Annotated in this window: 23 protein-coding genes; 15 read left to right on the top strand and 8 right to left on the bottom strand. The window is 70.3% G+C overall.

Annotation, left to right across the window (positions count from 1 at the left end; translation table 11 throughout):
• Positions 1-127: 127 nt before the first annotated feature.
• The 4 genes from QE388_RS18275 to QE388_RS18260 all read left to right on the top strand — a co-directional run bounded on the left by QE388_RS18275 (position 128) and on the right by QE388_RS18260 (position 2,915).
• The gene (locus QE388_RS18275; RefSeq protein WP_058594918.1) at positions 128-436 is read left to right on the top strand and encodes a helix-turn-helix domain-containing protein; all 309 of its coding nucleotides are present in this window, start codon (positions 128-130) and stop codon (positions 434-436) included.
• Between the two features lie 18 nt (positions 437-454).
• Positions 455-679 (top strand): DUF3046 domain-containing protein, encoded by a 225-nt coding sequence (locus QE388_RS18270; protein ID WP_275796363.1) that lies wholly within the window; start codon positions 455-457, stop codon positions 677-679.
• 323 nt (positions 680-1,002) lie between these two features.
• Positions 1,003-2,058 carry a recombinase RecA gene (gene recA / locus QE388_RS18265; RefSeq protein WP_058594916.1) on the top strand — a complete coding sequence of 352 codons (1,056 nt, stop codon included), beginning with the start codon at positions 1,003-1,005 and terminating at the stop codon, positions 2,056-2,058.
• On the top strand, positions 2,058-2,915 hold the full coding sequence (locus QE388_RS18260; RefSeq protein WP_307386969.1) for a regulatory protein RecX: 858 nt from the start codon (positions 2,058-2,060) through the stop codon (positions 2,913-2,915). The genes recA and QE388_RS18260 overlap by 1 nt, the downstream gene beginning before the upstream one ends.
• A 318-nt stretch (positions 2,916-3,233) precedes the next feature.
• On the opposite strand, the gene QE388_RS18255 is transcribed toward QE388_RS18260, so the two are convergent.
• On the bottom strand, positions 3,234-5,822 hold the full coding sequence (locus QE388_RS18255) for a helix-turn-helix transcriptional regulator (RefSeq protein ID WP_307386967.1): 2,589 nt from the start codon (positions 5,820-5,822) through the stop codon (positions 3,234-3,236).
• A gap of 178 nt (positions 5,823-6,000) precedes the next feature.
• Between QE388_RS18255 and miaB the strand changes: the two genes are divergently transcribed.
• Genes miaB through dapF form a run of 4 tightly spaced genes read left to right on the top strand, consistent with a single transcriptional unit; the run spans position 6,001 to position 9,834 of the window.
• Positions 6,001-7,548: a tRNA (N6-isopentenyl adenosine(37)-C2)-methylthiotransferase MiaB gene (miaB, locus tag QE388_RS18250; RefSeq protein WP_307386965.1), complete on the top strand. Its 1,548-nt coding sequence runs from the start codon at positions 6,001-6,003 to the stop codon at positions 7,546-7,548.
• Positions 7,545-8,474, top strand: coding sequence for a tRNA (adenosine(37)-N6)-dimethylallyltransferase MiaA (miaA, locus tag QE388_RS18245; protein WP_307386963.1), 930 nt, complete (start codon positions 7,545-7,547; stop codon positions 8,472-8,474). The genes miaB and miaA overlap by 4 nt, the downstream gene beginning before the upstream one ends.
• Positions 8,471-8,923: a GNAT family acetyltransferase gene (locus QE388_RS18240; protein WP_275798655.1), complete on the top strand. Its 453-nt coding sequence runs from the start codon at positions 8,471-8,473 to the stop codon at positions 8,921-8,923. Before miaA ends, QE388_RS18240 begins: the two co-directional genes overlap by 4 nt.
• A gap of 56 nt (positions 8,924-8,979) precedes the next feature.
• On the top strand, positions 8,980-9,834 hold the full coding sequence (dapF, locus tag QE388_RS18235) for a diaminopimelate epimerase (RefSeq protein ID WP_275798654.1): 855 nt from the start codon (positions 8,980-8,982) through the stop codon (positions 9,832-9,834).
• Positions 9,835-9,982: 148 nt separating this feature from the next.
• Here dapF and QE388_RS18230 read toward each other — a convergent pair whose 3' ends face one another.
• Positions 9,983-10,627 carry a class I SAM-dependent methyltransferase gene (locus tag QE388_RS18230; RefSeq protein WP_275798652.1) on the bottom strand — a complete coding sequence of 215 codons (645 nt, stop codon included), beginning with the start codon at positions 10,625-10,627 and terminating at the stop codon, positions 9,983-9,985.
• Positions 10,628-10,715: 88 nt separating this feature from the next.
• Here QE388_RS18230 and hflX point away from each other — a divergent pair, with 88 nt between their 5' ends.
• Positions 10,716-12,233, top strand: coding sequence for a GTPase HflX (hflX, locus tag QE388_RS18225; RefSeq protein WP_275798650.1), 1,518 nt, complete (start codon positions 10,716-10,718; stop codon positions 12,231-12,233).
• A gap of 224 nt (positions 12,234-12,457) precedes the next feature.
• Here the strand turns inward: hflX and QE388_RS18220 are convergent, their stop codons facing one another.
• From QE388_RS18220 to lexA, 5 genes are all read right to left on the bottom strand, one after another.
• Positions 12,458-13,552 (bottom strand): S9 family peptidase, encoded by a 1,095-nt coding sequence (locus QE388_RS18220; RefSeq protein WP_307386960.1) that lies wholly within the window; start codon positions 13,550-13,552, stop codon positions 12,458-12,460.
• A gap of 94 nt (positions 13,553-13,646) precedes the next feature.
• Positions 13,647-14,351: a hypothetical protein gene (locus QE388_RS18215; RefSeq protein WP_307386959.1), complete on the bottom strand. Its 705-nt coding sequence runs from the start codon at positions 14,349-14,351 to the stop codon at positions 13,647-13,649.
• A gap of 44 nt (positions 14,352-14,395) precedes the next feature.
• A complete protein-coding gene (locus QE388_RS18210; protein WP_275798646.1) occupies positions 14,396-15,424 on the bottom strand; it encodes a hypothetical protein in 1,029 nt (342 codons plus the stop codon).
• A gap of 27 nt (positions 15,425-15,451) precedes the next feature.
• Positions 15,452-16,495, bottom strand: a complete 1,044-nt coding sequence (locus QE388_RS18205) for a hypothetical protein (protein ID WP_307386957.1) — start codon at positions 16,493-16,495, stop codon at positions 15,452-15,454.
• 83 nt (positions 16,496-16,578) lie between these two features.
• The gene (gene lexA / locus QE388_RS18200; RefSeq protein ID WP_013583385.1) at positions 16,579-17,268 is read right to left on the bottom strand and encodes a transcriptional repressor LexA; all 690 of its coding nucleotides are present in this window, start codon (positions 17,266-17,268) and stop codon (positions 16,579-16,581) included.
• A gap of 258 nt (positions 17,269-17,526) precedes the next feature.
• Between lexA and QE388_RS18195 the strand changes: the two genes are divergently transcribed.
• The 6 genes from QE388_RS18195 to QE388_RS18170 are packed head-to-tail and all read left to right on the top strand — an operon-like array spanning position 17,527 to position 21,855.
• Positions 17,527-17,877, top strand: coding sequence for a LysM peptidoglycan-binding domain-containing protein (locus tag QE388_RS18195; RefSeq protein ID WP_307386955.1), 351 nt, complete (start codon positions 17,527-17,529; stop codon positions 17,875-17,877).
• A gap of 39 nt (positions 17,878-17,916) precedes the next feature.
• The gene (locus QE388_RS18190; protein WP_307386953.1) at positions 17,917-19,002 is read left to right on the top strand and encodes a histidinol-phosphate transaminase; all 1,086 of its coding nucleotides are present in this window, start codon (positions 17,917-17,919) and stop codon (positions 19,000-19,002) included.
• Complete coding sequence (gene hisB, locus QE388_RS18185; RefSeq protein WP_058594902.1) at positions 18,999-19,613, top strand: imidazoleglycerol-phosphate dehydratase HisB; 615 nt, start codon at positions 18,999-19,001, stop codon at positions 19,611-19,613. The genes QE388_RS18190 and hisB overlap by 4 nt, the downstream gene beginning before the upstream one ends.
• The gene (hisH, locus tag QE388_RS18180; RefSeq protein WP_058615274.1) at positions 19,610-20,260 is read left to right on the top strand and encodes an imidazole glycerol phosphate synthase subunit HisH; all 651 of its coding nucleotides are present in this window, start codon (positions 19,610-19,612) and stop codon (positions 20,258-20,260) included. Before hisB ends, hisH begins: the two co-directional genes overlap by 4 nt.
• 46 nt (positions 20,261-20,306) lie before the next feature.
• Entirely contained in the window at positions 20,307-21,053 is a 747-nt protein-coding gene (gene priA / locus QE388_RS18175) for a bifunctional 1-(5-phosphoribosyl)-5-((5-phosphoribosylamino)methylideneamino)imidazole-4-carboxamide isomerase/phosphoribosylanthranilate isomerase PriA (RefSeq protein WP_058615273.1), read from the top strand.
• Positions 21,037-21,855: an SseB family protein gene (locus tag QE388_RS18170; RefSeq protein ID WP_275799183.1), complete on the top strand. Its 819-nt coding sequence runs from the start codon at positions 21,037-21,039 to the stop codon at positions 21,853-21,855. Before priA ends, QE388_RS18170 begins: the two co-directional genes overlap by 17 nt.
• 381 nt (positions 21,856-22,236) lie before the next feature.
• Here the strand turns inward: QE388_RS18170 and QE388_RS18165 are convergent, their stop codons facing one another.
• Entirely contained in the window at positions 22,237-22,662 is a 426-nt protein-coding gene (locus QE388_RS18165; protein ID WP_373426630.1) for a DUF1844 domain-containing protein, read from the bottom strand.
• Between the last annotated feature and the right edge of the window lie 185 nt (positions 22,663-22,847).

Genomic DNA, 22,847 nt, shown 5'->3' with positions numbered 1-22,847 from the left:
GACAGAGATGGGTTTTGATCAGCGATTCCCATCCACTGCCCAGCGCGCGGCATTAGGGTGACCACATGGTGTTGTACGGTTGTCCACTCCGGACAGCGTCGGAATCAGCAGTGAGGAGGGGCCCGAAATGATCCTGGTTCGTCAAGAGATCGGCGAAGTCCTGCGTGACCTCCGCCAGCAGAAGGGGCGTACCCTCCGCCAGGTCGCCAGCCGCGCGAGCGTGGCTCTCGGCTACCTCAGTGAGGTGGAGCGCGGCCAGAAAGAAGCGTCGAGCGAGATCCTCGCGTCGGTCGCCGAGGCGCTCGACGTTCCCATTTCGTCGATCATGCGCGAGGTCGGCGACCGCCTTTCGGTGCTCGAGGGGCTCCAGACCTTCCCCGACATCGTTCCCGACGACCTCGTCGCCGAGGTCGAGCCCGAACTCTCGTTGCGCTGATCGGTCCCAGCCGACCGCATGCGTCGTAGCGAATTCGACCGTGCCGTCGCCGATGAGTTCGGCGCGCGCGGTGGCTCTTTGATGACCGACCTCGTGCTGTCGGCGGTCGGTGGCCGAACACCTGCGGAGGCGCTCGCAGCGGGCGTCGACCCGCGCGAGGTGTGGCTCGCCCTTTGCGCCGAGACGGATGTGCCGCCCGAGCGGAGATACGGCGTGGGGCGGCTCGACCCCCGTCGCCGCTAGGGGTACACATCGGGCACAGCTCTCTCGCGGGCGCACCTGCCGCGAAAGTGCAGCCGCTTCCGTCGGCGGTCGCGGTTTCGGTACTCGCGTTCGATGTTGCGGCGTGTCATCGAATTTTCGTTCGATAGGAGCGTAGGCTCCTTCACATCGGAGTGATCGGCCGATCCATCCCCATCGAGGGGTTCTCTCGACACCAATGTCGGAGGCCCTCTCTAACGTGGACGACGTCGAACGACACTCTGAACGCCTTGTCGGGCATCCTCACCGTCGGTGCGGAGCGCGACAGCCTATAGGCGACGGAACGCGAGCAGAAAGAAGACGTCATGCCCTCACCCGCAGAGCGCGAAAAGGCCCTCGAGTCGGCCCTTGCGCAGATCGACCGGCAGTTCGGAAAGGGCTCGGTCATGCGACTGGGCAGCGACGACCGCGCCCCGATCGAGACCATCCCCACCGGTTCGGTCGCCCTCGACGTGGCCCTCGGCATCGGCGGTCTTCCCCGCGGCCGCATCATCGAGATCTACGGACCCGAGTCGTCCGGTAAGACCACCCTCACCCTTCATGCCATCGCCAACGCGCAGCGCGCCGGCGGTATCGCCGCGTTCATCGACGCCGAGCACGCTCTCGACCCCGAGTACGCGAAGAAGCTCGGTGTCGACATCGACGCCCTGCTCGTGTCGCAGCCCGACACCGGTGAGCAGGCGCTCGAGATCGCCGACATGCTGATCCGGTCGGGCGCGATCGACCTCGTCGTGATCGACTCGGTCGCCGCTCTCGTGCCGGAGGCCGAGATCAAGGGTGAGATGGGTGACTCGCACGTCGGTCTGCAGGCGCGCCTGATGTCGCAGGCGCTGCGCAAGCTGACCGGTGGACTCAACACGACCAAGACCACGGCCATCTTCATCAACCAGCTGCGCGAGAAGATCGGTGTCTTCTTCGGTTCCCCCGAGACGACGGCCGGAGGTAAGGCGCTCAAGTTCTACGCGTCGGTGCGACTCGACATCCGCCGTATCGAGACGCTGAAGGACGGCACGGAAGCTGTGGGTAACCGTACGCGCGTCAAGGTTGTGAAGAACAAGATGGCCCCCCCCTTCAAGCAGGCGGAATTCGACATCCTGTACGGCGTGGGGATCTCGCGCGAGGGCAGCCTGATCGACTTCGGTGTCGAGCACGGCATCGTGAAGAAGTCGGGTGCCTGGTACACCTACGAGGGCGAGCAGCTCGGCCAGGGCAAAGAGAACGCGCGCAACTTCCTCATCAAGAATGCCGACGTCGCGGCCGAGATCGAGTCAAAGATCAAGAACAAGCTCGGCATCGGTGGTGCCCCGGCGGCGTCGGCCGAGCCCGCGGCCGACGAGCTCGCGGCCCGCCGCCCGGCCTGATGGTCGACGGTCAGCGCCCGGGTCGCCGCGGCGGACTCTCGTCCGTCGACGGTGGCCCGGGCCCGACGACCGGTGGCCCCGGCGCGGACGGCGCGGCCTACGCGCCCGGCGGTCTCGGTGCCCCCGAGGATCACGGGGACGAGTCTCTCGCGCCCGTGATCCCGCTCTTCGGTGGCAGCCGTTCATCCGCTCACCCGGCGGGAGGTCACGCGAATTCCAGCTCCGCTCCCGCGCGGGACACCGTCTCGCGATTCGGTCTCCGTCTCGCGGGCCATCCGGTCGAGCCCGACGTCGACCATGTCGACAGCGGAGGACGCGACGATCCGCAAGGCGACGACGTACGCGAACGTGCCGAGGCGCTCCTCCTGCGCAAGCTGCGATCTCGGTCACTGTCGATCTCGGAGGCCCGGACCGCCGTCCGTGAAGTGCCGGGCGCCGACGAGGTCGTGATCACCGACCTGATCGAGCGTTTCATCGACCTCGGCTACCTCAACGACGCGGTGTTCGCCGAGCAGCTCGTGCTCTCGGCTGTCGAGCGTCGAGGTGAGGGCCGTCGGGCGGTGGCGACCACGCTGATGAAGCGCGGAATCCCTCGTGACATCGCGGACGCTGCCATCGCGGAGATGCCCGACGACGACGCCGAGCGCGCTCTCGACTTCGCGCGGAGCAAGGCACGAAGCGTCGGCGGCAAAGACGATGATGCTGCGCTCCGTCGGCTGGCGGGCCAGCTCGCGCGTCGAGGCTACCCGTCGTCGGTAGCGCTGAGTGCTGCGCGTCAGGCGCTGCGCGAGGTGGGGGTGGGGCGTTCGCGTCCGTCCCGACCGAGCTCGGGGGTCCGCTTCACCCCTGACGAGTAAGCCGATTCCGCGGCGGCGCCTCGCCCCACACTCTCCCGGCAACGGGGAGCCGAGAAGAGGGGTCGGGAGGTGCAGTCGTGACGTGGGGCCGGGACGAGGGACCGGACGTGGAGCCGGGACGCGCGGCCGGGACGCGCGGCCGGGACGAGGTGCCGGGTCGCGGGGCCGGGACGAGGTGCCGGGTCGCGGGGCCGGGACGAGGTGCCGGGTCGCGGGGCCGGACGTGGGGTCGAGACGCGCAGTCGTGACGTGGAGCCGGGACGTGAAGTCGCGACGGACGCGGCGATCGTTCGGGTCCTCGAGAGGTCGAGCGCCGTCTCACGCGCGGGACTGCTGGTTCTCCCACTGCGCCACGAGACGCCCGAGCTCGCCGCGGGTGGCGGCGCCGATCTTCGTCCGTGCCTGGTACACGTGCGATTCGATCGTTCGCACCGACAGGTAGAGGATCGCGGCGATCTCGCGGTTCGTGTGTCCCTGCTCGACGAGCAGAGCGATCTCGCGCTCCCGCCGCGTCAGGTCGCGAAGCGGCGAGGGGTCCGCGGACAGCGCCGGGATGGGGAACCTCGAGATCGTCCCGAGCACCGTGCCGTGGCCGCCTTCCTCCGCGGACCAGAAGGGGTGCAGGCGCAGCCCTTCCGCGACGTCGTGCACCTCGCCGTGCTCCCACGCCTCGAGCCGACGGGTCAGGTCGGTGGCGAGGGGGAGATCGGTCGTTTGCAGAAGCGTGCGAAGCTCGGCGGTCTCCGACGTCGCGATGTCACCCAGCACGAGCAGTCGGAACAGATCGCGCATCCGGACAGGGGGCACCTCGCGCTCGGCCGACAAAGCGGCGGCGATTCGCGCGGTGGCTCGTGCCTCATCCGCGCGACCTTCGGCCATGAGCACCGTGGTCTCCACAGCCGCGCGAGCGTGACGGACGTGCAGCTCGTCGCCCGTCTCGATCCGCGACAGCAGCACGCGTGCCTCAGTGACGCGACCGCTTGCGGCGAGGGCCTCGGCGAGACCGAGCTCAGCCAGGTCGGCGTCGGGTCCGGAGAGCGAGCCTGCCGACTTGGAGCGCACGGCCTCCCATTCGCGCAGGGCGTCGGCCGGTCGTCCGAGGTTGGTGTGGGAAATGGATGCCGCGATACCGGCGAGGAGAAGGGCGACGACGTCGTGTTCCCGCGCGGCCGCCGTCCTCTCGCCGCTGAGTCGCGCGGAGACCGGACCGCCGTCGGCACCGGCGAGCTGATGGCTCGCAAGCATGACGAGGATCGCGCTGAGCCGATGCGTCGCGCTCACATCTGAGGGTCGCTGGCGCGCGTCGAGAACGCGCAAGACGTCGTCGAAGTGCTCTCGCGCGCGACTCCACCGACCGCGGAACGTCTCCGCCATGCCGGCGCTCAGAAGCGCGCGCAGGTGGGTAGCGCTCCGTTCGGGCGACAGCGCGAGGGCCTTCTCGGCGGAGTGCGCGGCGCGAGACCATTCGAAGTCCGCCCCGGCGCGCGCCGAATCGTCGAGGTGCCGTTCGATCTCGGCATCCGCATCGCCCTTCGTCGCGGCGTACAGCGGCAACGCGAGTCCCCGGTCCGCGACGACGGTTCGGAGGCGCGCGAGACGTCTCCGGCCCTCCTCGTCGAGATCGCCGGGATCGATGTCGTCGATCGCGTCGGCGTCTGTTCCCGTTCCGAGCAGGGCGACGGCGAAGGCGGCCTCCAAGCGCAGCTCGGGGGAGTCGAGCGATCGGAGTCCTCGTGCCGCGTGCGCGGCGGCGTGTGCGGCGTCACCGCGATCGTTCGCTTCGCGCGCGGCATCGAGCGCGATCCGCGCGCGAAGCGCGGGCGATCGCGTCACCTCCGTCACGGCGGCGTCGTCACCGCGGTGCCAGCGTTCGGCGATCGACACGGCCAGGGGGGCGCACCACCATTCGGCCTCGTCATCGAGCATGCGGGATCCGGCTGCCGCAACGAGTGCGTCGATGCGCGCTGTGCCTAGTTGTCGCTCCGCTTCGCGCGCGATCGCCTCATTCGCGGTCAATCGTCGGGCCGGGCTCCGGTCCGAGTGCACCAGTCCTGCGGTGATGAGAGCTTCGAGCCTCGTCGGGGACACGAACCGCGTGGCGACCGAGAACTCGACGTGAGGCAGCCGATTGAGGAATGCGAGGCACTCCTGGTCGCCCTCGGCGAGATCCCCGGTGTGAAGCTTCAGGGCGACGGACAGACGGCTGTGAGGTGGGGTGTCGCGGATGGCGGCGAAGGGGTCCCGACCCGCGGCGACCGCGCCCACCGCTTCGGCGACGAGTTCGCGGAGCAGCGTTCGAGAGCCGTCCGCGCGCCAGAGGATGGCGCCGCAGATCGTGGCATCCAGAGTCGAGGCTCCCGGCAGCACCGCGAGCAGCTGCTCGCTGTCGGTCGGGGTGAGTTCCGAGAGGTCCAGACGCTCGGCGAGCCCGTCGAGCCACAGACTCAGCATGGTCTGACCGACACCAGAGGCATCGAGGTCGACGCGCCGAGCCCGGGCGCGGGGAATGAGGAGCGTCGCGAGCAGGGTGACACGACCGTCCGCCACGCAGCGGGCGAGGAATCGCGCGGAATCGACGTCGAGAGTGTGCACATCGTCCACAAGGACGACGACGCCACCGTCCGGCACACGCCCGCGTCTCAGTTCGACGATGCGCGGGTCGCCGACGGCGTCGAGCGCGCCGAAGGGCACGTCCGAGAGCACGGTCGAGGGGCGGACGACGGCGGCGGCGACTCCGTGTGCGGCGAGGTCGCCGGCGACCGCGCGCAAGAGGTGGCTGCGGCCGCTTCCGCGCGCACCGGCCACGATGACCGACGTCCCCGCGAGCAGAGATCCGGCCAGTGCCGTCGCGTCGCGGTCAGCCCCGATGAGGGGCTCGGACCACGTCCACGATCGGCCTTCCCGCACGACTTCTCCTTCAGGGCGCGTCCGCGCACACACGGACGGACGCGAGGCGACCCGCGTCGAGCCCACGCTATCGAGGCACCGTTTTCCCGTCCGTCCCGCGAACGCAGAGTTGCGCCCGATTCGCGAGGCGGGCCGTCACGGCTGTGGGGGAGTCGCGGCGTTTAGACTTGCTCCCATCATGACCACCCCCGTTTCGACCCCGACGCTGATCGCGCCGTCCCCCGCCGCGCAGGGCAGCGACGGACCGCGCACGTACGAAGTCCGCACCTTCGGCTGCCAGATGAACGTGCACGACTCCGAGCGCCTCTCCGGCTCGCTCGAGAGCGCCGGCTACGTCAGGGCCGAAGCCGGATCAGAAGGCGACGTGGTCGTCATCAACACCTGCGCCGTCCGTGACAATGCGGCGGGCAAGTTGTACGGCACGCTGGGCCACTTGAAGTCGCGCAAGGACGCCCACGCGGGCATGCAGATCGCCGTCGGCGGGTGCCTCGCCCAGATGGACAAGGACGCCGTGCAGCAGAAGGCCCCCTGGGTCGACGTCGTGTTCGGCACCCACAACATGGGGTCGCTCCCCGGCATGCTCGAGCGTGCACGCCACAACGGCGAAGCCGAGCTCGAGATCCTCGAGTCCCTCGAGATCTTCCCCTCCACCCTGCCCACCAAGCGCGACTCCGTCCACAGCGGCTGGGTCTCGATCTCGGTCGGATGCAACAACACGTGCACGTTCTGCATCGTGCCGAGCCTGCGCGGCAAAGAGAAGGACCGCCGCCCCGGTGACATCCTGAACGAGATCCGCCTGCTCGTCGATGACGGTGCGATCGAGGTCACACTGCTCGGCCAGAACGTGAACTCCTACGGCGTGGAGTTCGGTGACCGCCTCGCGTTCGGCAAGCTCCTGCGTGCCGCGGGCGAGATCGAGGGGCTCGAGCGCATCCGCTTCACGAGCCCTCACCCGGCTGCCTTCACCGACGACGTCATCGCCGCGATGGCCGAGACCCCGGCGGTCATGCCGCAGCTGCACATGCCCCTGCAGTCCGGTTCCGACCGCATTCTCAAGGCCATGAGGCGCTCGTACCGCAGCGAGAAGTTCCTCGGCATCCTGGACCGCGTGCGGGAGCGCATCCCGCACGCCGCGATCACCACGGACATCATCGTGGGTTTCCCCGGCGAGACCGAAGAAGACTTCCAAGAGACCCTGCGGGTCGTCGAGGCGGCGCGCTTCTCCAGTGCGTTCACCTTCCAGTACTCGATCCGCGAGGGCACACCGGCGGCGACCATGGCCGACCAGGTGCCGAAGGCCGTCGTGCAGGAGCGCTACGAGCGTCTCATCGCCCTGCAGGATCGCATCAGCGCCGAAGAGAACCAGAAGCAGCTCGGCCGCACCCTCGAGGTGCTCGTCTCCACGGGCGAGGGGAAGAAAGACGCCGAGACGCACCGCCTGACCGGCCGCGCCGAAGACAATCGGCTCGTGCACTTCGAGCTGCCCGCGGGCTCGCCCGTTCCTCGTCCCGGCGACGTCGTGTCGGTCACGGTGACGCACGCCGCGCCCTTCCATCTCCTCGCCGACGCACCCGACGGCGCCCCGCTGAGGATCCGTCGCACGCGTGCCGGCGACGCGTGGGATCGTTCGCAGGCCGAGTCGTGCGGGGTGCCGACGCCCGCGGGCGAAAGCGGAGCCCCGCGCGCGGTGTCGCTGGGCCTTCCCACCCTTCGCGTCGGCGTGTGACCGCCCCGGCCCTGTGGGCCGTCGTCGGTGCCACCGGGACCGGCAAGACGGGGCTCTCTCTCGATCTCGCGGAGGCTCTCGCGGCCCGTGGCCGTCCGGCCGAGATCGTCAACGCCGACGCGATGCAGCTGTATCGCGGCATGGACATCGGTACCGCCAAGCTTCCCCAGGCGGAGCGCCGTGGCATCCCGCATCATCTCTTCGACGCGCTCGCGGTGACCGACGAGGCCGCGGTGGCGTGGTACCAGGATGCCGCGCGCGCGGCGATCCGCGAGATTCACACCTGTGGTGCCGACGCGATTCTCGTGGGGGGATCGGGCCTGTACGTCTCGGGGGTGCTGTGGGACTTCCGCTTCCCCCCGCGCGACGAGGCCCTCCGCGCCGCGCTCGAGGACGAGCTGGAACGTCACGGTTCCGGAGTCCTCTATGCGCGCTTGCGCGAAGCGGATCCGGTCGCCGCCGAGCGCATCGATCCCCGCAACGGACGCCGTGTCGTGCGTGCACTCGAGGTGCTCGCTCAGGGCGGTGAGACGCACGGCGGTGCTCTTCCGGAGGCGCCGGAGTTCTGGCATCCGGAGACCCGCATCGTCGCCACCTCGATCGTCCGCGAGGAGCTCGTGGCGCTCCTCGATGCGCGCGTCGAGGGGATGTGGGCCGCGGGTCTCGTCGATGAGGTCGAGGCGCTGCGAGCGGAAGGCCTCGAGCGAGGAGTGACCGCCGGGCGCGCGATCGGTTACGCCCAGGCCCTCGCTCAGCTGCGCGGTGATCTCACCCGCGACGAGGCGATCGCCGAGACGCAGGCGCTCACCCGCCGCTATGCCCGTCGCCAGGTGTCGTGGTTCCGCCGTTACGACGGCGCGTGGTGGGTCGACGCCCGAACCGTGGATGCCACGGCCCTGGCCGCCGACCGAGAGGAACGATCGTGACCGTCGAGATCCGCGCGTTCGACATCGCCGACGAGGACGCCGTCGTCGCGCTGTGGGAGGAAGCCGGTCTGACCCGGCCCTGGAACGATCCGCACGCTGACATCCGGCGCAAGCTCACCGTCCAGCCCGAGCTCTTCCTCGTCGCGGTCGACGGGGATGCGGTCGTGGGGAGCGTCATGGCCGGGTACGACGGGCATCGCGGGTGGCTGTACTACCTCGCCACGGCCGGTACGCACCGGGGTCAGCGCCTCGGGGCGGCGCTGGTCGCCGAGGCGGAGCGTCTGCTTGAGGCGATGGGGTGCCCGAAGGTGCAGCTCATGGTGCGGCCCGACAACAGCGGCGCCCGGGGGTTCTACCACGCCCTGGGATACGAGCCCTTCGACACCTGGGCCACGGGCAAGCGGCTCATCGTCGACGGTCCGGGCGGTCCGCCCGCGCCGACGGCGTGACTCTGCCGCGTCCCAGAAAGCCGCGTCCCAGAGAGCCGCGTCCCTAGACTGGAGTCATGTCGACCATCGCGTTCACCAAGGGCCACGGCACGGGCAACGACTTCGTGATCATCTCCGACCCCGACGGCGAACTCGAGCTGCGCGACGAGCAGGTCGCGGTGCTGTGCGACCGCCACTTCGGCATCGGAGCCGATGGCCTGCTGCGCGTCGTCCGCGCGGCCGCGATCGACGAGGGCGCGGAGGCGGTGGCATCCGGTGTCGAGTGGTTCATGGACTACCGCAACGCCGACGGGTCCAAGGCCGAGATGTGCGGCAACGGCACGCGGGTCTTCGCCCGGTACCTGAGCGACACGGGGCTCGCGACCCTCGACGGGGGATTGCGCATCGGCACGCGCGCGGGCGTGAAGACCCTCACGCGCAGCGAACGCGGTTACGAGGTCGATCTCGGCGCTTTCGCGATCGAGGCCGACGACACCCTCGTCCGTGCGAAGGGACTTCCCGTCGCGCGTCCCGGTGTGGGCATCGACGTCGGCAACCCGCACGTGGTGGTGGCGGTGGCATCGGATGCCGAGCTCGAGGCGTTGGACCTCACCTACCAACCCGTGCTCGACCCGGCCCCGCGCCACGGAGCGAACGTCGAGTTCGTCGTCCCCGCCGATCCGCTCGTCCAGGAGGGCGTCGGAGCGATCCGTCTTCGCGTGTTCGAGCGGGGCGTCGGCGAGACGCTGAGCTGCGGCACCGGGGTCGCCGCGGCCGCGCTCGCCGTGCGGCACTGGGCAGGCTCGGCCGCGCCCGACGTCTGGACGGTCGACACTCCGGGTGGCACCCTGGGCGTCCGGGTGGCCGGGGGGCACGTGTTCCTCTCGGGTCCCGCGTCACTGGTCTTCACGGGTGAGGTCGCGCTGGCCTGAGCGCAGCGCGCGGGCGTTCCGCGCTCGCGGAGACCGCGTGGCGGCACCGCGTTGCGAGACCGCGTCGCGAGACCGCGTCGCGACACCGGGCGAGGTCTCGGGTCGCGGCCGATCGCCGCGGCATCCGGCCGCGCCGACAGACGCCGCGTCAGGCGATGACGTCGATCGGCTCGCTCGGCGGCGAGCCGTGGCGGCGCACGCGCAGCACGCGGAAGCCGCGTCCGGTCGCCGCACGCTGAACGCTGTAGCCCGGCGCGAAGGTCGCGGCGAGCCACCGCTGCAGCGAGTCCGAACCCAGGTTGCGCTGCACGACGAACCACCCGTCCGACCGCTCGGACAGGCGCGGAATCCAGTGTTCGAGCATGTTGTGCAGCTCGCTCTTGCCCACGCGGATCGGCGGATTCGAGCGGATGGTGCGGAACGAGACGTCCTCGGGAACATCCTCGGGACGCACGGCGTTGATGTTCGTGAGGCCGAGTGACTCGGCATTGCGCCTCACGAGATCGAGAGCACGCTCGTTGACGTCGACCGCCCACACGGTCGCGTGCGGTGACGCGAGCGCGAGCGACAGCGAGATCGGACCCCACCCGCACCCCAGGTCGAGGAAGTGCCCACCGGCGGGAGGGGGTGGCGTGTTGGCGAGGAGCACCGAGGTCCCGGCATCCACATGGTCGGGACTGAAGACTCCGCCTGCCGTGACGACCTCGAGGTCACGACCGGCAAGCGTCACACGGATGCGGCGGAGCTGTTCGGGACTCGATGGCGACGCGCTGAAATAGTGCTCGCTGCCCATTCCGACAGAGTAACGGACCCGGCTCTCCGACGCCGGGGACGACTAAAGTGCGAGAACGAGCGGGAGAGCCCGCCCACGAAAGGAACACATGACCGAACAGACCACACCCCCGAGCACGGACGCGGCCCCGGTGGACCCGGTGGACCGCGTGCTGTCGCGCGCCGAAGCGCACCGCGGGGTCCGGGTCTTCGGTGCAGCACAGGCCCTGCAGGACGCCGCAACGGCGTACGGGGGCAACACCGACGGCGATCAATGGGATCGCGAGGAGCGCGCCGCGCTGCGTCGTGTTCCCGGCCTGTCGACCGAGCTCGAAGACGTCACCGAGGTCGAGTACCGCCAACTGCGGCTCGAGAACGTGGTGCTCGTCGGCGTCCACCCGCAGGGGTATCAGGCGGATGCCGAGAACTCCCTCCGCGAACTGGCCGCGCTCGCCGAGACGGCCGGCGCGGTCGTGCTCGACGGTGTGCTCCAGCGCCGACCGCATCCCGATCCGGCGACGTACGTCGGTCGAGGAAAAGCCGAGGAGCTGCGCGACATCGTCGCCGCCGTGGGCGCCGACACCGTCATCGCCGACACCGAACTGGCGCCCAGTCAGCGCCGCGCGCTCGAAGACGTGGTGAAGGTCAAGGTCATCGACCGCACGACGGTCATCCTCGACATCTTCAGCCAGCACGCGAAGAGCCGAGAGGGTAAGGCCCAGGTCGAGCTCGCTCAGCTCGAGTACCTGCTTCCGCGCCTGCGCGGGTGGGGTGAGTCGATGTCTCGGCAGGCCGGTGGACAGGTCGGCGCCGGCGGCGCGGGCATGGGATCGCGCGGTCCGGGTGAGACGAAGATCGAGCTCGATCGCCGTCGCATCCGCACCAAGATGGCGCTGCTGCGCAAGCAGCTGCGCGACTTCGCTCCCGCGCGGGCGGCCAAGCGTGCCGAGCGCAAGCGCCACACGATCCCGTCCGTCGCCATCGCCGGGTACACCAACGCCGGCAAGTCGAGCCTGCTCAACCGCCTCACGAGCGCCGGTGTGCTCGTCGAGAACGCGCTGTTCGCCACCCTGGATGCCACGGTCCGCCGCTCCGAGACGACCGACGGTCGCGTGTACACGCTGACCGACACGGTCGGTTTCGTGCGCAACCTGCCGCACCAGCTCGTCGAGGCCTTCCGCTCGACGCTGGAAGAGGTGGGCGACGCCGACGTGATCCTGCACGTCGTGGACGCCTCGCACCCCGACCCGGCCGCGCAGCTCGCGACGGTTCGTGACGTGATGGGCGACGTCGAGGCCGACTTCGGCCACGAGATCGTCGTGTTCAACAAGGCCGACCTCGTCAGCGACGATGATCGCCTCGTGCTGCGCGGGCTCGCCCCGAGAGCGCACTTCGTCTCGTCGCGCACGGGAGAGGGCATCGATGAGCTTCGCGCCGCGATCGAGGAGGCCCTCCCGCTTCCCGCCGTCGAGGTGCAGGCCGTCGTTCCGTACGACCGCGGCGACCTCGTGTCGGCGGTGCACGAGAGCGGCTTGATCGTGGCGCAGGAGCACCGCGAGACCGGAACCTTCCTGCACGCGCACGTGGGTGCGCGACTGGCGGCCGAACTCGAGCCGTACGCGGCCTGACCCCGGGATCCCCGTGCTTCGGCGCGGGGGTCCCGGCCCTCACGGGGCCTCTCGACGGTGGAGCATCGGGGCCGCGCGCGCCCGCGGGACGTGCCACGCTTCGAAGGTGTCATCACCCGACCCGCTGCTCTTCGCGGTCGAGTCCCGCGCCCGTCGGGACGGCTGAGCCTTCCGGCACGTCGAGGTGCGATGCCCGGCGGGGATGCCGGCGAGCCCCGGTGGTCTCAGCCGAGATCGAGTGCGGGGACCCCCGGTGTCTCGAAACCGAACACGGCGCCCAGGAACCCGAGTTCGCGCTCGAGCGAGTCGATCACGGTCTCCGCGCGGCGGAAACCGTGTCCCTCGCCCTCGTAGAGCACGTACGCGTACGGCACGCTGTGGGCCGCCAGGGCGTCTCGGATCGCCTCGGCCTGCGAGGGAGGGACGACCCGGTCTTCTGAGCCCTGCAGGATGAGCAAGGGAACACGGAACCGCTCGGGATGGGTGAGCGGGGATCGTTCGATGTAGACGTTCTCGGCGTCGGGGAGAGCGCCGATGAGCCCGTCGAGGTAGCGCGCCTCGAAATCGTGGGTGTCTTCCGCCAGCGCGCGTGCGTCACCCACGCCGTAGCGGGAGATGCCGGCCGAGAACACGTCGGTGTTCGTCACCGCGGCGAGCACGGTCCAGCCCCCGGCCGAGCCGCCGGCGATGGCGAGGCGATCAGGGTCGGCGAGTCCCGCGTCGGCGAGAGCGGACGCTGCGGCCGCGACATCATCGACGTCGACGACACCCCACTGCCCCTTCAGACGATCCCGATAGGCGCGGCCGTAACCGGTGGAACCTCCGTAGTTCACGTCGAGGACGCCGATCCCGCGGCTTGTGAAGAACGCCGTCTTCGCCGAGGGAGCCGGTCCGACGTGCGAGGTGGGACCCCCGTGCACGAGAACGACGTACGGCGGGCGCTCGTCGTCCGGGGCAGTGACCTCGGGATTGGTCGGCGCGTAGGCGAAGGCGTGCACGGTACCGTGCGGCCCCTCGGTTTCGAGGGCGCGGGCCGTCGGCATCCATTTGTCTCCCCATGAGCCCGCTCCGCCCGTGACGAGATCGACGCTGCCGGCGGCGAGGTCGACGAGCCAGAGACCCGAGCGGCCGCCCGCGTCGGACCCCGACACCAGCACCCGCGTACCGCGTGCGTCGTCGACCGCGGCGCCCGACACGGCGGGGACCTCCAGCGGACGGACCCCGGACGGGGCGATCTCGACGACCTCGTCGCCGCCGTCGGTCCGCACGGCGACGATGCGGCCGTCGTCGGTGGCGCCGAACCACCGTGTCCCGAGCACCCAGAGCCCACCGCCGGTGTCGGCGTCGGCGGGGGCGACCGCCTGGGCGTCGCCGTCGAGGGGGTGGCGGAACAGGTTCCACCGACCGTCGGGGTCATCGGCGTAGAGCAGTTCGTCGTCGCCGATCCAGACCGGTTGCAGGAGGAGCGCGGTTCGCGCCCCCGGCGATGTCGCGCACCGTGCCCGTGTCGAGGTCGGCGACGCGGATGATCGTGGCGTCCCACGGCATGTCGGGGTGGTTCCACGCTACCCAGGCGAGGCGTCGTCCGTCGGGCGACAGCGCGGGCTGGGCGAGGAAGTCGCTCCCGGCGGCGAGGACCTCGCCGGCCCCCTCGCCATCGACGGCGATGCGGACGATCGCGCGCGCGGGGACGCGGTCGGAACCGTGGGTCTCGCGCACGGCGAGGAGGACGCCGTGCTCGAACCGGAGGCCGCCGTGACGCACGGCCTCGTCGGCGGGGGTGAGGGGGCGCGCCGTGCCGCCCGGTCGGAGCGCGTACACGCGCTGGTCGGTCTTCTCGACGTAGAACAGCTCGCCGTCGTCGGATGCCGTCCACGCGCCTCCGCCGTACTCGTGCACCGCCGAGCGGGCGTTGGCGGGAGCGGGGAGCACGGTCTCGATGGTTCCGTCGGCGCGGCGCCGTTTCACCGCGACGCGCCCCGCTTCGGCGGGCACGGACTCGCCCCACCACACCTCGTCAGCCACCAGCCGTGCGCCGTCGATACGCGGCGAGGACTGCGCCACCGACTCGGGCGTGATCGGTGACGGCCAGGAACCGTAGGGGAGGGTGTCTGCCATGCATCCACTCTAAGGAGGGGCGCCGACACCCGTCTCGCCCGTCCTCACTGCGAGACGGTGCGCTTCTGCAGGCCCAGACTTCCCACCCAGTCGCGGATGACCTGGCGCTGCGCATCATCGCACGTGTAGCCGTAGCCCACGCTCACTTCCCAGTAGGAGGAGCTGTCGATGGGCACCACGTGGTCCAACGTCCATCCGTCGAGGAAGGTCAGCGCGTAGCAGTCCGCCATCGTCTCCGCATTCCCTCCGAAGGCGGTGAGCGCGGATGCCGTGGCTTCGGGGTTGGTGAACTGCAGCACGTGCGAGTACTCGTGGTACGCGACCCCGGTGCGCATCCAGTCCGTCAGTGTCGAGGTGTTGCGGGTGTCGCTGCTGACGTGGACGACGAAGGGATCCGCGCTCGAGACGCAGGCCATCGCCTCGAGGCCGCACGGGCGGTTGCTCTCGTCGTACGCCATGGTCACCCACCCGTGACCGAGCGAGTCGAGCGCGGCTTCCCACGGGCTCCCCGTCGCGTTCGTCGAGCCCACGGAGCGCGCGGCCTCCACGCGGTTGGCCAGCTTCGTCGTGAACATCTTGACGTCGGTGATGTCACGTTCCATCGTCACGACGCTCTCGCGGTGCGCCCAGGCGCTGTGGGCGAACCCCTCGACCTCGCTCCAGGACACGAGCGACGCGTACGGGAGGCCCACGAGCGGATCGATCGTCGCGTAGAGCTCCTGCATGGCCGCGCCGAACTGCTCCTTGCGATCGAGCTGCGCCCGCTGCTCCTCGAGCTCACGCTGCTGGTCGTTTATCTGCTGCTGTTGGTCCAGGATCTGCTGCTGGGATGCGGCGAGTTGCGCGCTGAGCCAGAAGAACCCCGCACTTGCGGCGACGACGAGCAGTGCGAGGCCCGAACCGAGGATGACGGTGCTCCGGCGGGGCCGCGACCGGGGGGCGGGCGGGTGGTCCTCGCCGGGAGCGCGTGTCTCGGTGGGTGCCGGTGCCGGCTCGGCGGCACCGAGGGCGGTGGGTGCCGGGGCATCACCCTCGGCGGAAGAAGGGTCGCCAGGGGCGGGGTTGGTAGACACGGGGCTCGCTTCCGATTGCGCTTTCGGTCATGGTAACGGCCGGATGCGGCCATCCGTCGTCGCCGCAAGATCGCCGGGCGTCGGCTTCGGATGCGCAGCTGTTCGGCCCGTGCGCCGTGCGACGATGACGCCCACCGCGAGGAGGAGGGCCCCCGCGCCGAAGACCACGCCGGACGACCCGACGAGTGACGTCAACAGTTGGCGGACGATGGCGGCGACGCCCGCGGGATCGAGACCGCCGGCGGCGGCCGTCCTGGCGACGACGGTGGGCGCCACAGCCGCACCGATCAGAAGGACTCCGGAACCGACGACGATCGCCAGTCCGGTGCCGATGATCGCACGTCCCCGTCTCTGTTCGACGAGGGCCCCGCCCGCGAGGAGGACGACCGCCAAGGCGGGTAGCAGCACGCCCGCCGCGGTGGCGAGGGCGTAGCCGGGGCGCAACATGCGCAACGGCGCGCCGTCGCCGACGATGACCACGTGGTCGACCCTGGGGATGAGAGCCGCCACGGGGGAGCCCTGCAGACTCAGTTCGTCGGTGATCGCCGACACCACCCCGCCGACCTGTACCCCGAGGCCGTCCGGAGTCAGCACGATGATGCCGCCGCCGTCCGACGTCGCTCCGAACACGAGAGCGCGGTGGGAGGTGTGCACCACCGCGGGCCAGACGCTCGAGAAGCGGTCCGAGTGGACCACTTCCGTCACGGCGCGCTCCGTGAGCGAACGCGCCGCCGCCGCGGTCGGGCGGCCGAGCAGCTCCAGCGCCCGCGCCGCAGCCGGTGGCGCCGCGGCGTCGGGCACGGACGCGTCCAGGGATGCCGTGATGGCGCTCGTCGCCTCGTCGATCACGAGGCTCTGCACTCGTGGGTCGGCGGCCAGGGGGGTGAGCGTCGCCGCGAAGGCATCCTCGTCGACGAGCTGAAGTCGCGCCCACGCCGCGACGAGGGCCAGAGGCACCGTGAGGACCGCGAAAGCCAGTAGAACGACGGATGCGACGGCACGGATCCTCAGCCGGGTGTTCGGTGTGGCGCTGCCGAGGATCGGCGCGAGGGAGAGGTGTCCGTCAGGCATGGCGTCATTGTGGCGGGTCGGGCCTTGCCGCGGAGGCATCACGGCGCACCGGACTCGCCACCGGGAGGCGCTGACGGAGGCTGTCAGACCGCGCGCAGCACCGCCACGACACGGCCGAGGACGACGGCTTCGTCGCCCAAGATTGGCTCGAACGCGCTGTTGCGGGGGAGGAGCCACGTGTGGCCGTCACGGCGGCGGAAGGTCTTGACCGTCGCCTCGCCGTCGAGCATCGCCGCGACGATCTCGCCGTTCTCGGCGGTCGCCTGCGAGCGCACGACCACCCAGTCGCCGTCGCAGATCGCGGCGTCGATCATCGAGTCCCCCGACACCTTGAGCATGAAGAGCTCCCCCTTGCCCACGAGCTGGCGGGGGAGGGGGAAGATCTCCTCCACCTGCTGGTCGGCCGTGATGGGAACCCCGGCGGCGATGCGTCCGACGAGAGGGACGAGGGCCGCGTCACCGAGCGCCGGCGCGGTGTCGGCCGGGTTCTCGGCGGCGGCACCGGGCAGGTCGATGAGCACCTCCATCGCGCGCGTCTTGCCCGGGTCGCGGCGCAGGTAGCCGCTGAGCTCGAGCTGATTCAGCTGGTGGGTGACGCTCGAGAGCGACTTCAGTCCGACCGCGTCGCCGATCTCGCGCATGCTCGGCGGGTAGCCGTGCCGCGCGATGGAGCGCTGGATCACCTCGAGGATCGCGAGCTGCTTGTCGCTGAGGTTCTTGCGCCGCCGGGTCTGCGGCCGTTCGCGGCCGGCGGCGGTCGTCGCGTCGGTCATCTGAGCTCCCCTCGCGCCGCGCATTCTGCGGCGGAAATTCGAATGTCGGAGGTTGGTGATGAGGTCTCCGTGTCGAAACCGTATCCGGTGGACGACCCGAATGACACGGAGCCTCACGCGTGTCGCGTTCGATTCGTCTGCGATCACAGCCGGTGTTGACACTCGAAAGTATCGAAGATAGATTCGGAATACAGATTCGCACCACCGCCCTCCCGGCCGAGGGTGGGGTGCGAATCTCTCCCCACCAAGGAGCACACCATGAGCAGCATCACCATCACCGCCCCCACCACTCGCCTGCGTCTGACCGCACGTGGTCGCCGTGTCGTGGCGTTCCTCGCCGCGCTTCCCGTGGTGGTCGCTCTCGCCATCGCCGTCGTCGGCGGCGGGTCCGCGCTCGCGTCGAGCGAGAGCGGTGCCCCGAGCGGCTCGTTCGCCGAGATCACCGTGATGAGCGGCGAGACCCTCTGGTCGATCGCCGAAGACGTGGCTCCCGAGGCTGATCCCCGCGATGTCGTGGCGCAGATTTCGCGCCTGAACGCCCTCGATGGCGGAGCGGTCTCGGCGGGCCAGCGCATCGCCATCCCCACCGAGTACCTCGCCGCGCCCTGAGGCGTCGGCTGATCGTCGCGGCGGCCTACCATTGGTGGGGTGACTGTGCGCCTCGACGACCTCCCTCTTCGCGATGATCTCCGCGGGATGACGCCCTACGGCGCTCCGCAAGCGGCTCTGCCCGTGGCCCTCAACGTGAACGAGAACACGCACCCCGTTCCGGCGGAAGTGGCCGACGACATCCTGGATGCCGTCGCCCGGGCGCTGCGTGACGTCAACCGGTATCCCGACCGGGAGTTCACCGGGCTCCGTGAGGCCTTCGCCGGCTACCTCGGTCACGGCTTGACGCCCGAACAGATCTGGGCGGCCAACGGCTCGAACGAGGTGCTTCAACACATCCTGCAAGCCTTCGGCGGGCCCGGACGGACGGCCATGGGCTTCGCGCCGACCTACTCGATGTACCCGATCCTCACGCGCGCGACCGGGGCGCGCTGGATCGCGGGAGAGCGCGCGCACGACTTCACGCTCAGCCCCGAGTCGGCCACGGCCCAGGTGCGGGAGCAGCGTCCCGACATCGTGTTCCTGTGCGCGCCGAACAACCCCACGGGGACGCCGCTTCGACTGGACGTCGTCGAGGCGGTCTACGACGCGACCGACGGGATCGTCATCGTCGATGAGGCGTACCAGGAGTTCGCGCCCCGCGACGAGCCGTCCGCCGTCACTCTGCTGCCCGGCCGTCCTCGACTCGTCATCTCGCGCACGATGAGCAAGGCCTTCGCCTTCGCCGGTGCACGCGTGGGTTACCTCGCCGCCGATCCGGCCTTCGTCGACGCCCTGCGCCTCGTGCGGCTCCCGTACCACCTGAGCGCCCTCACCCAGGCCGCGGCGACGGCGGCGCTCGGCCACGCCGACACCATGCTGTCGATGGTCGACGAGATCGTCGCTCAACGCGACCGGATCTCGGCCACGGTGTCGGCGCTCGGCTACTCGGCGCACGAATCGTGGACCAACTTCGTGCTCTTCGGCGGTGTCGACGACCCCGCCGCCACCTGGAAGGCGTTGTACGACCGCGGCGTCCTCATCCGCGACGTCGGCATCGCGCACCACCTGCGCGTCACGGCGGGCACGGCCGACGAGACCACCGCGTTCCTCGATGCCCTCGCCTCGGTAGGATCGCGGTCATGACCGGCCCCGCCACGCCCCGCACCGCTTCTCTCACACGCGAGACGAGCGAGTCGCACATCGAGCTCGAGCTCGACCTCGACGGACGCGGTGCCAGTGACATCCAGACCACGGTCCCGTTCTTCGATCACATGCTGACGGCGTTCGCCAAGCACTCGCTGACCGACCTCCGCGTGCGCGCCACCGGCGACACGCACATCGACGCACACCACACCGTCGAAGACACCTCGATCGTGCTCGGTCAGGCGATCCGTCAGGCACTCGGCGACAAGTCGGGCATCGCGCGGTACGGCGACGCCCTGGTCCCCCTGGACGAGGCGCTCGCTCAGGCGGTCGTCGACATCAGTGGCCGCCCCTACCTCGTGCACACGGGTGAGCCCGCGGGCTTCGAGCACCACCTGATCGGTGGTCACTTCACGGGCTCGCTGGTTCGGCACTCGTTCGAGGCGATCTCGATCCACGCGGGTCTCACGGTGCACGTGCGCGTCCTCGGGGGGCGTGATCCGCACCACATCGCCGAGGCCGAGTACAAGGCACTCGCGCGCGCGTTCCGCCAGGCGAAGGCGCTCGACCCGCTGGTCGACGGCATCCCGAGCACCAAGGGAGCACTGTGACATCCAGGCCGCTCGTCGCTGTCCTCGACTACGGTTCCGGCAACGTCCACTCCGCTGTCAAAGCCCTGATCGAGGCCGGTGCCGATGCGCGACTGACCTCCGACCGCTCTCTGCTCCTGGATGCCGACGGTTTGCTCGTCCCTGGTGTCGGCGCGTACAGCGCCGTGATGGGCGCGCTGAACGAGAGCCGCGGCGGCGAGATCATCGACCGCCGTCTCGCCGGCGGTCGCCCGGTGCTCGGTATCTGCGTGGGCATGCAGGTCATGTTCGAGCGCGGCATCGAGCGCGGGGCCGACACCGAGGGCCTGGGGGAGTGGCCGGGTACCGTGGCCGAGCTCGAGGCCCCGGTGCTCCCGCACATGGGGTGGAACACCGTGGCATCCGGAGCCGGTTCCCGCCTGTTCGACGGGATCGAGAACGAGCGCTTCTACTTCGTGCACTCCTACGCAGCGCAGGAGTGGTCGCTCGAGGTCACCCCGCCGTTCCCCGAGCCCGTCCTGACCTGGTGCACGTACGGAGCGCCGTTCCTCGCGGCGGTCGAGAACGGGCCGCTGTCGGCGACGCAGTTCCATCCCGAGAAGTCGGGCGAGGCCGGCATCCGGCTCCTCGCCAATTGGATCGACGGGCTGCGCACGACTACTGTGTGACCTCGTGCCCAGGCTCGGCGAGATGCGCCGACGGGCCCGAGGAGCCATGAACGATTTCGCGTCCACGCCCGAACTTGTGCTGCTTCCGGCGGTCGATGTCGCCGACGGCAAGGCCGTCCGCCTCACCCAGGGAGAGGCCGGTACCGAGACCAGCTACGGCGACCCCGTCGACGCCGCGGCGGACTTCGCACGCCAGGGCGCGCAGTGGATCCACCTCGTCGACCTCGACGCGGCTTTCGGTCGAGGCAGCAACGCGAACGTCATGCGCAAGGTCATCAAGCAGGTCAAGGGTGTGCAGGTCGAGCTCTCCGGCGGCATCCGCGACGACCGTTCGCTCGAAGCGGCACTCGAGAGCGGCGCGAGCCGCATCAACCTCGGCACCGCGGCGCTCGAGAACCCCGAGTGGGCAGCCGACGTCATCAACCGCTACGGCGAAGCGATCGCCGTCGGTCTCGACGTCCGCGGGACCACGCTCGCGGCGCGCGGCTGGACCCGCGACGGCGGCGACCTCTGGACCGTCCTCGACCGCCTCGAGGACGCCGGCTGCAGCCGCTACGTGGTCACCGACGTCACAAAGGACGGCACGCTCCGCGGCCCCAACATCGAGCTGCTGCGCGAGATGACGCAGCGCACGCCGAAGCCGATCGTCGCTTCGGGCGGCGTGTCGAGCCTCGACGACATCGCGGCGCTCCGCGAGCTCGTGCCGCTGGGCGTCGAGGGCGCGATCGTCGGCAAGGCGCTCTACGCGGGCCAGTTCACGCTGGCCGAGGCACTGGATGTCGCCGGACACTGACGATCCGCACGGCGCCCACGCGCACGGTGCCCACGCGCACGGCGCCCACGCGGATTCGGCCGGTGTCCCATGGGAGGGGCGCAGCTTCCAGGCCAATCCCCACTCGGGAGACGACGGCTCGGCCGACCCCGCGTTGTTGGCGGCCCTGCTCGCGTTCCGCGCGGGGGAGGGCGACGCACGCGCGGTGGTCGACGCCTACCGCGAAGCGCGCCTGCTGATCCCCCTCGTCGCCGAGAAAGGCGATCACGGCGTCGGGGCGCACGGACTCGAGGTCGACAAGACCCAAGAGCTGTCGATCGTGACGGTGGCGGCTCCCGACGGTCGCAAGGTGCTACCCGTGTTCACGTCCGTCGCGGCTCTTCAGACATGGGATGCCACGGCCCGCCCCGTCCCCGCGGACGGCCGCCGCACGGCCCTGGCCGCGGCGTCCGAGGACACCGAGCTCATCGTGGTCGACCCGGCCTCCGAAACGGAGTTCGTCCTGCGCCGCCCCGCGGTCTGGGCCATCGCGCAGGGCGAGCCGTGGGAGCCGGCGCACACGTCGCCGACGATCTTCACCGGACTGCAGGAGAGCATCTCGGGGGAGCTCGCTGTGCTCGATCTCGCGGTCGAATCGGGCGATCCGACGGGCCGCCTGCGCGGCCCCGAGCTGGTGGTGCATCTGCAGCTGATGTCGGGCCTCGAACAGGAGGAGCTGGATGCCGTGCTGGCGCGCATCGCGCGCCGCTGGTCGGCCGACGATCGCATCGCCGTGCTCGTCGACTCCCTCACGGTCAAGTTGCACCGCAGCTCCGACGCCTGACCCGCATAGCAATCCGACGGTGTGAGGGTCGCCCTCCGCGGTCCCGGTCCCTTCGACAGGCTCAGGGACCTCGGCTCCGGCAGACCACCCCACGGTCCACCGAGCCGCCCCTCTTCCCGCGGATGTCAGGGAGGAGCTGTCCTGCGGTGGCGCAGGGCGAAGGGATGCCATTCCGTACCTCGCGGGTGTCGCGGAGGAGTCGTCCCGCGGCACAGGCGAAGGGGTGCCCCCCCTATACCCCCGCGGGTGTCACGGAGGAACTGTCCTGCGGTGGCGCAGGGCGAAGGGATGCCATTCTCCCGAGGCAATCGGGGTAGGGGCCCTGCTCTTGCCTCGGGAGAATGGCATCCCGGAGTCCGGTACCTCCCCAGAACGAGCGACCTACGTGACGGGACCCGTCCACTTCTCGCCCGGCCCCTTACCGATCGGGTCCTGGATGGTCGACGCCTCACGGAACGCGAGCTGCAGTGACCGAAGGCCGTCGCGGAGCGACCGCGCGTGCATGTCGCTGATCTCGGGGGCGCCGGCGGTGATGAGGCCGGCGAGGGCGTTGATGAGCTTGCGGGCCTCGTCGAGGTCGAGCTGCTGCGTCGGATCGTCGGCCAGGCCGGTCTTCACGGCGGCGGCGCTCATGAGGTGGACGGCGGCGGTCGTGATGACCTCGACGGCGGGCACGTCGGCGATGTCGCGGGTGGCAGAGGACGCCGCGCGCTCCTGCTCCTCCCAGCGGGCGAGACGCTCGTCCTCGGCTCCGTGGCGGTGCGCGGTGTGGTCGTCGGCGGGCTGTTCGGAGGGGATCGTGTCCACGGGAATCTCTCTGCTAGACTATGGCGGGCTTCGGAGTGTCTCACTCCGTACGAAAGAGGATCACATCCCACCCGCGCTTGCCGCTCCAGGCTACCGGGTTCCCGCACTCCGCTCCGTTTTGCACGGGGTCGACTGGGTGCAGAAGCCGGTGCTGACAGCACCGTGCCGGGTGGCGTGTGTACTCC

The organism is Microbacterium sp. SORGH_AS_0969 (genome assembly GCF_030818255.1).
Lineage (GTDB): Bacteria > Actinomycetota > Actinomycetes > Actinomycetales > Microbacteriaceae > Microbacterium.
Note: the sequence above shows the minus strand (reverse complement) of the source record. Positions and strands in the feature narration are given on the sequence as shown.

Coding starts and splice junctions, on each gene's coding strand:
- QE388_RS18230 (WP_275798652.1), bottom strand. CDS start 10,627: ATGGGCAGCGAGCACTATTTCAGCGCGTCGCCATCGAGTCCCGAACAG.
- QE388_RS18170 (WP_275799183.1), top strand. CDS start 21,037: ATGTCGCCGGACACTGACGATCCGCACGGCGCCCACGCGCACGGTGCC.
- lexA (WP_013583385.1), bottom strand. CDS start 17,268: ATGACCGACGCGACGACCGCCGCCGGCCGCGAACGGCCGCAGACCCGG.
- hisB (WP_058594902.1), top strand. CDS start 18,999: ATGACCGGCCCCGCCACGCCCCGCACCGCTTCTCTCACACGCGAGACG.
- dapF (WP_275798654.1), top strand. CDS start 8,980: ATGTCGACCATCGCGTTCACCAAGGGCCACGGCACGGGCAACGACTTC.
- recA (WP_058594916.1), top strand. CDS start 1,003: ATGCCCTCACCCGCAGAGCGCGAAAAGGCCCTCGAGTCGGCCCTTGCG.
- QE388_RS18270 (WP_275796363.1), top strand. CDS start 455: ATGCGTCGTAGCGAATTCGACCGTGCCGTCGCCGATGAGTTCGGCGCG.
- priA (WP_058615273.1), top strand. CDS start 20,307: ATGAACGATTTCGCGTCCACGCCCGAACTTGTGCTGCTTCCGGCGGTC.
- QE388_RS18260 (WP_307386969.1), top strand. CDS start 2,058: ATGGTCGACGGTCAGCGCCCGGGTCGCCGCGGCGGACTCTCGTCCGTC.
- QE388_RS18275 (WP_058594918.1), top strand. CDS start 128: ATGATCCTGGTTCGTCAAGAGATCGGCGAAGTCCTGCGTGACCTCCGC.
- miaB (WP_307386965.1), top strand. CDS start 6,001: ATGACCACCCCCGTTTCGACCCCGACGCTGATCGCGCCGTCCCCCGCC.
- QE388_RS18215 (WP_307386959.1), bottom strand. CDS start 14,351: ATGGCAGACACCCTCCCCTACGGTTCCTGGCCGTCACCGATCACGCCC.
- QE388_RS18195 (WP_307386955.1), top strand. CDS start 17,527: ATGAGCAGCATCACCATCACCGCCCCCACCACTCGCCTGCGTCTGACC.
- hflX (WP_275798650.1), top strand. CDS start 10,716: ATGACCGAACAGACCACACCCCCGAGCACGGACGCGGCCCCGGTGGAC.
- QE388_RS18205 (WP_307386957.1), bottom strand. CDS start 16,495: ATGCCTGACGGACACCTCTCCCTCGCGCCGATCCTCGGCAGCGCCACA.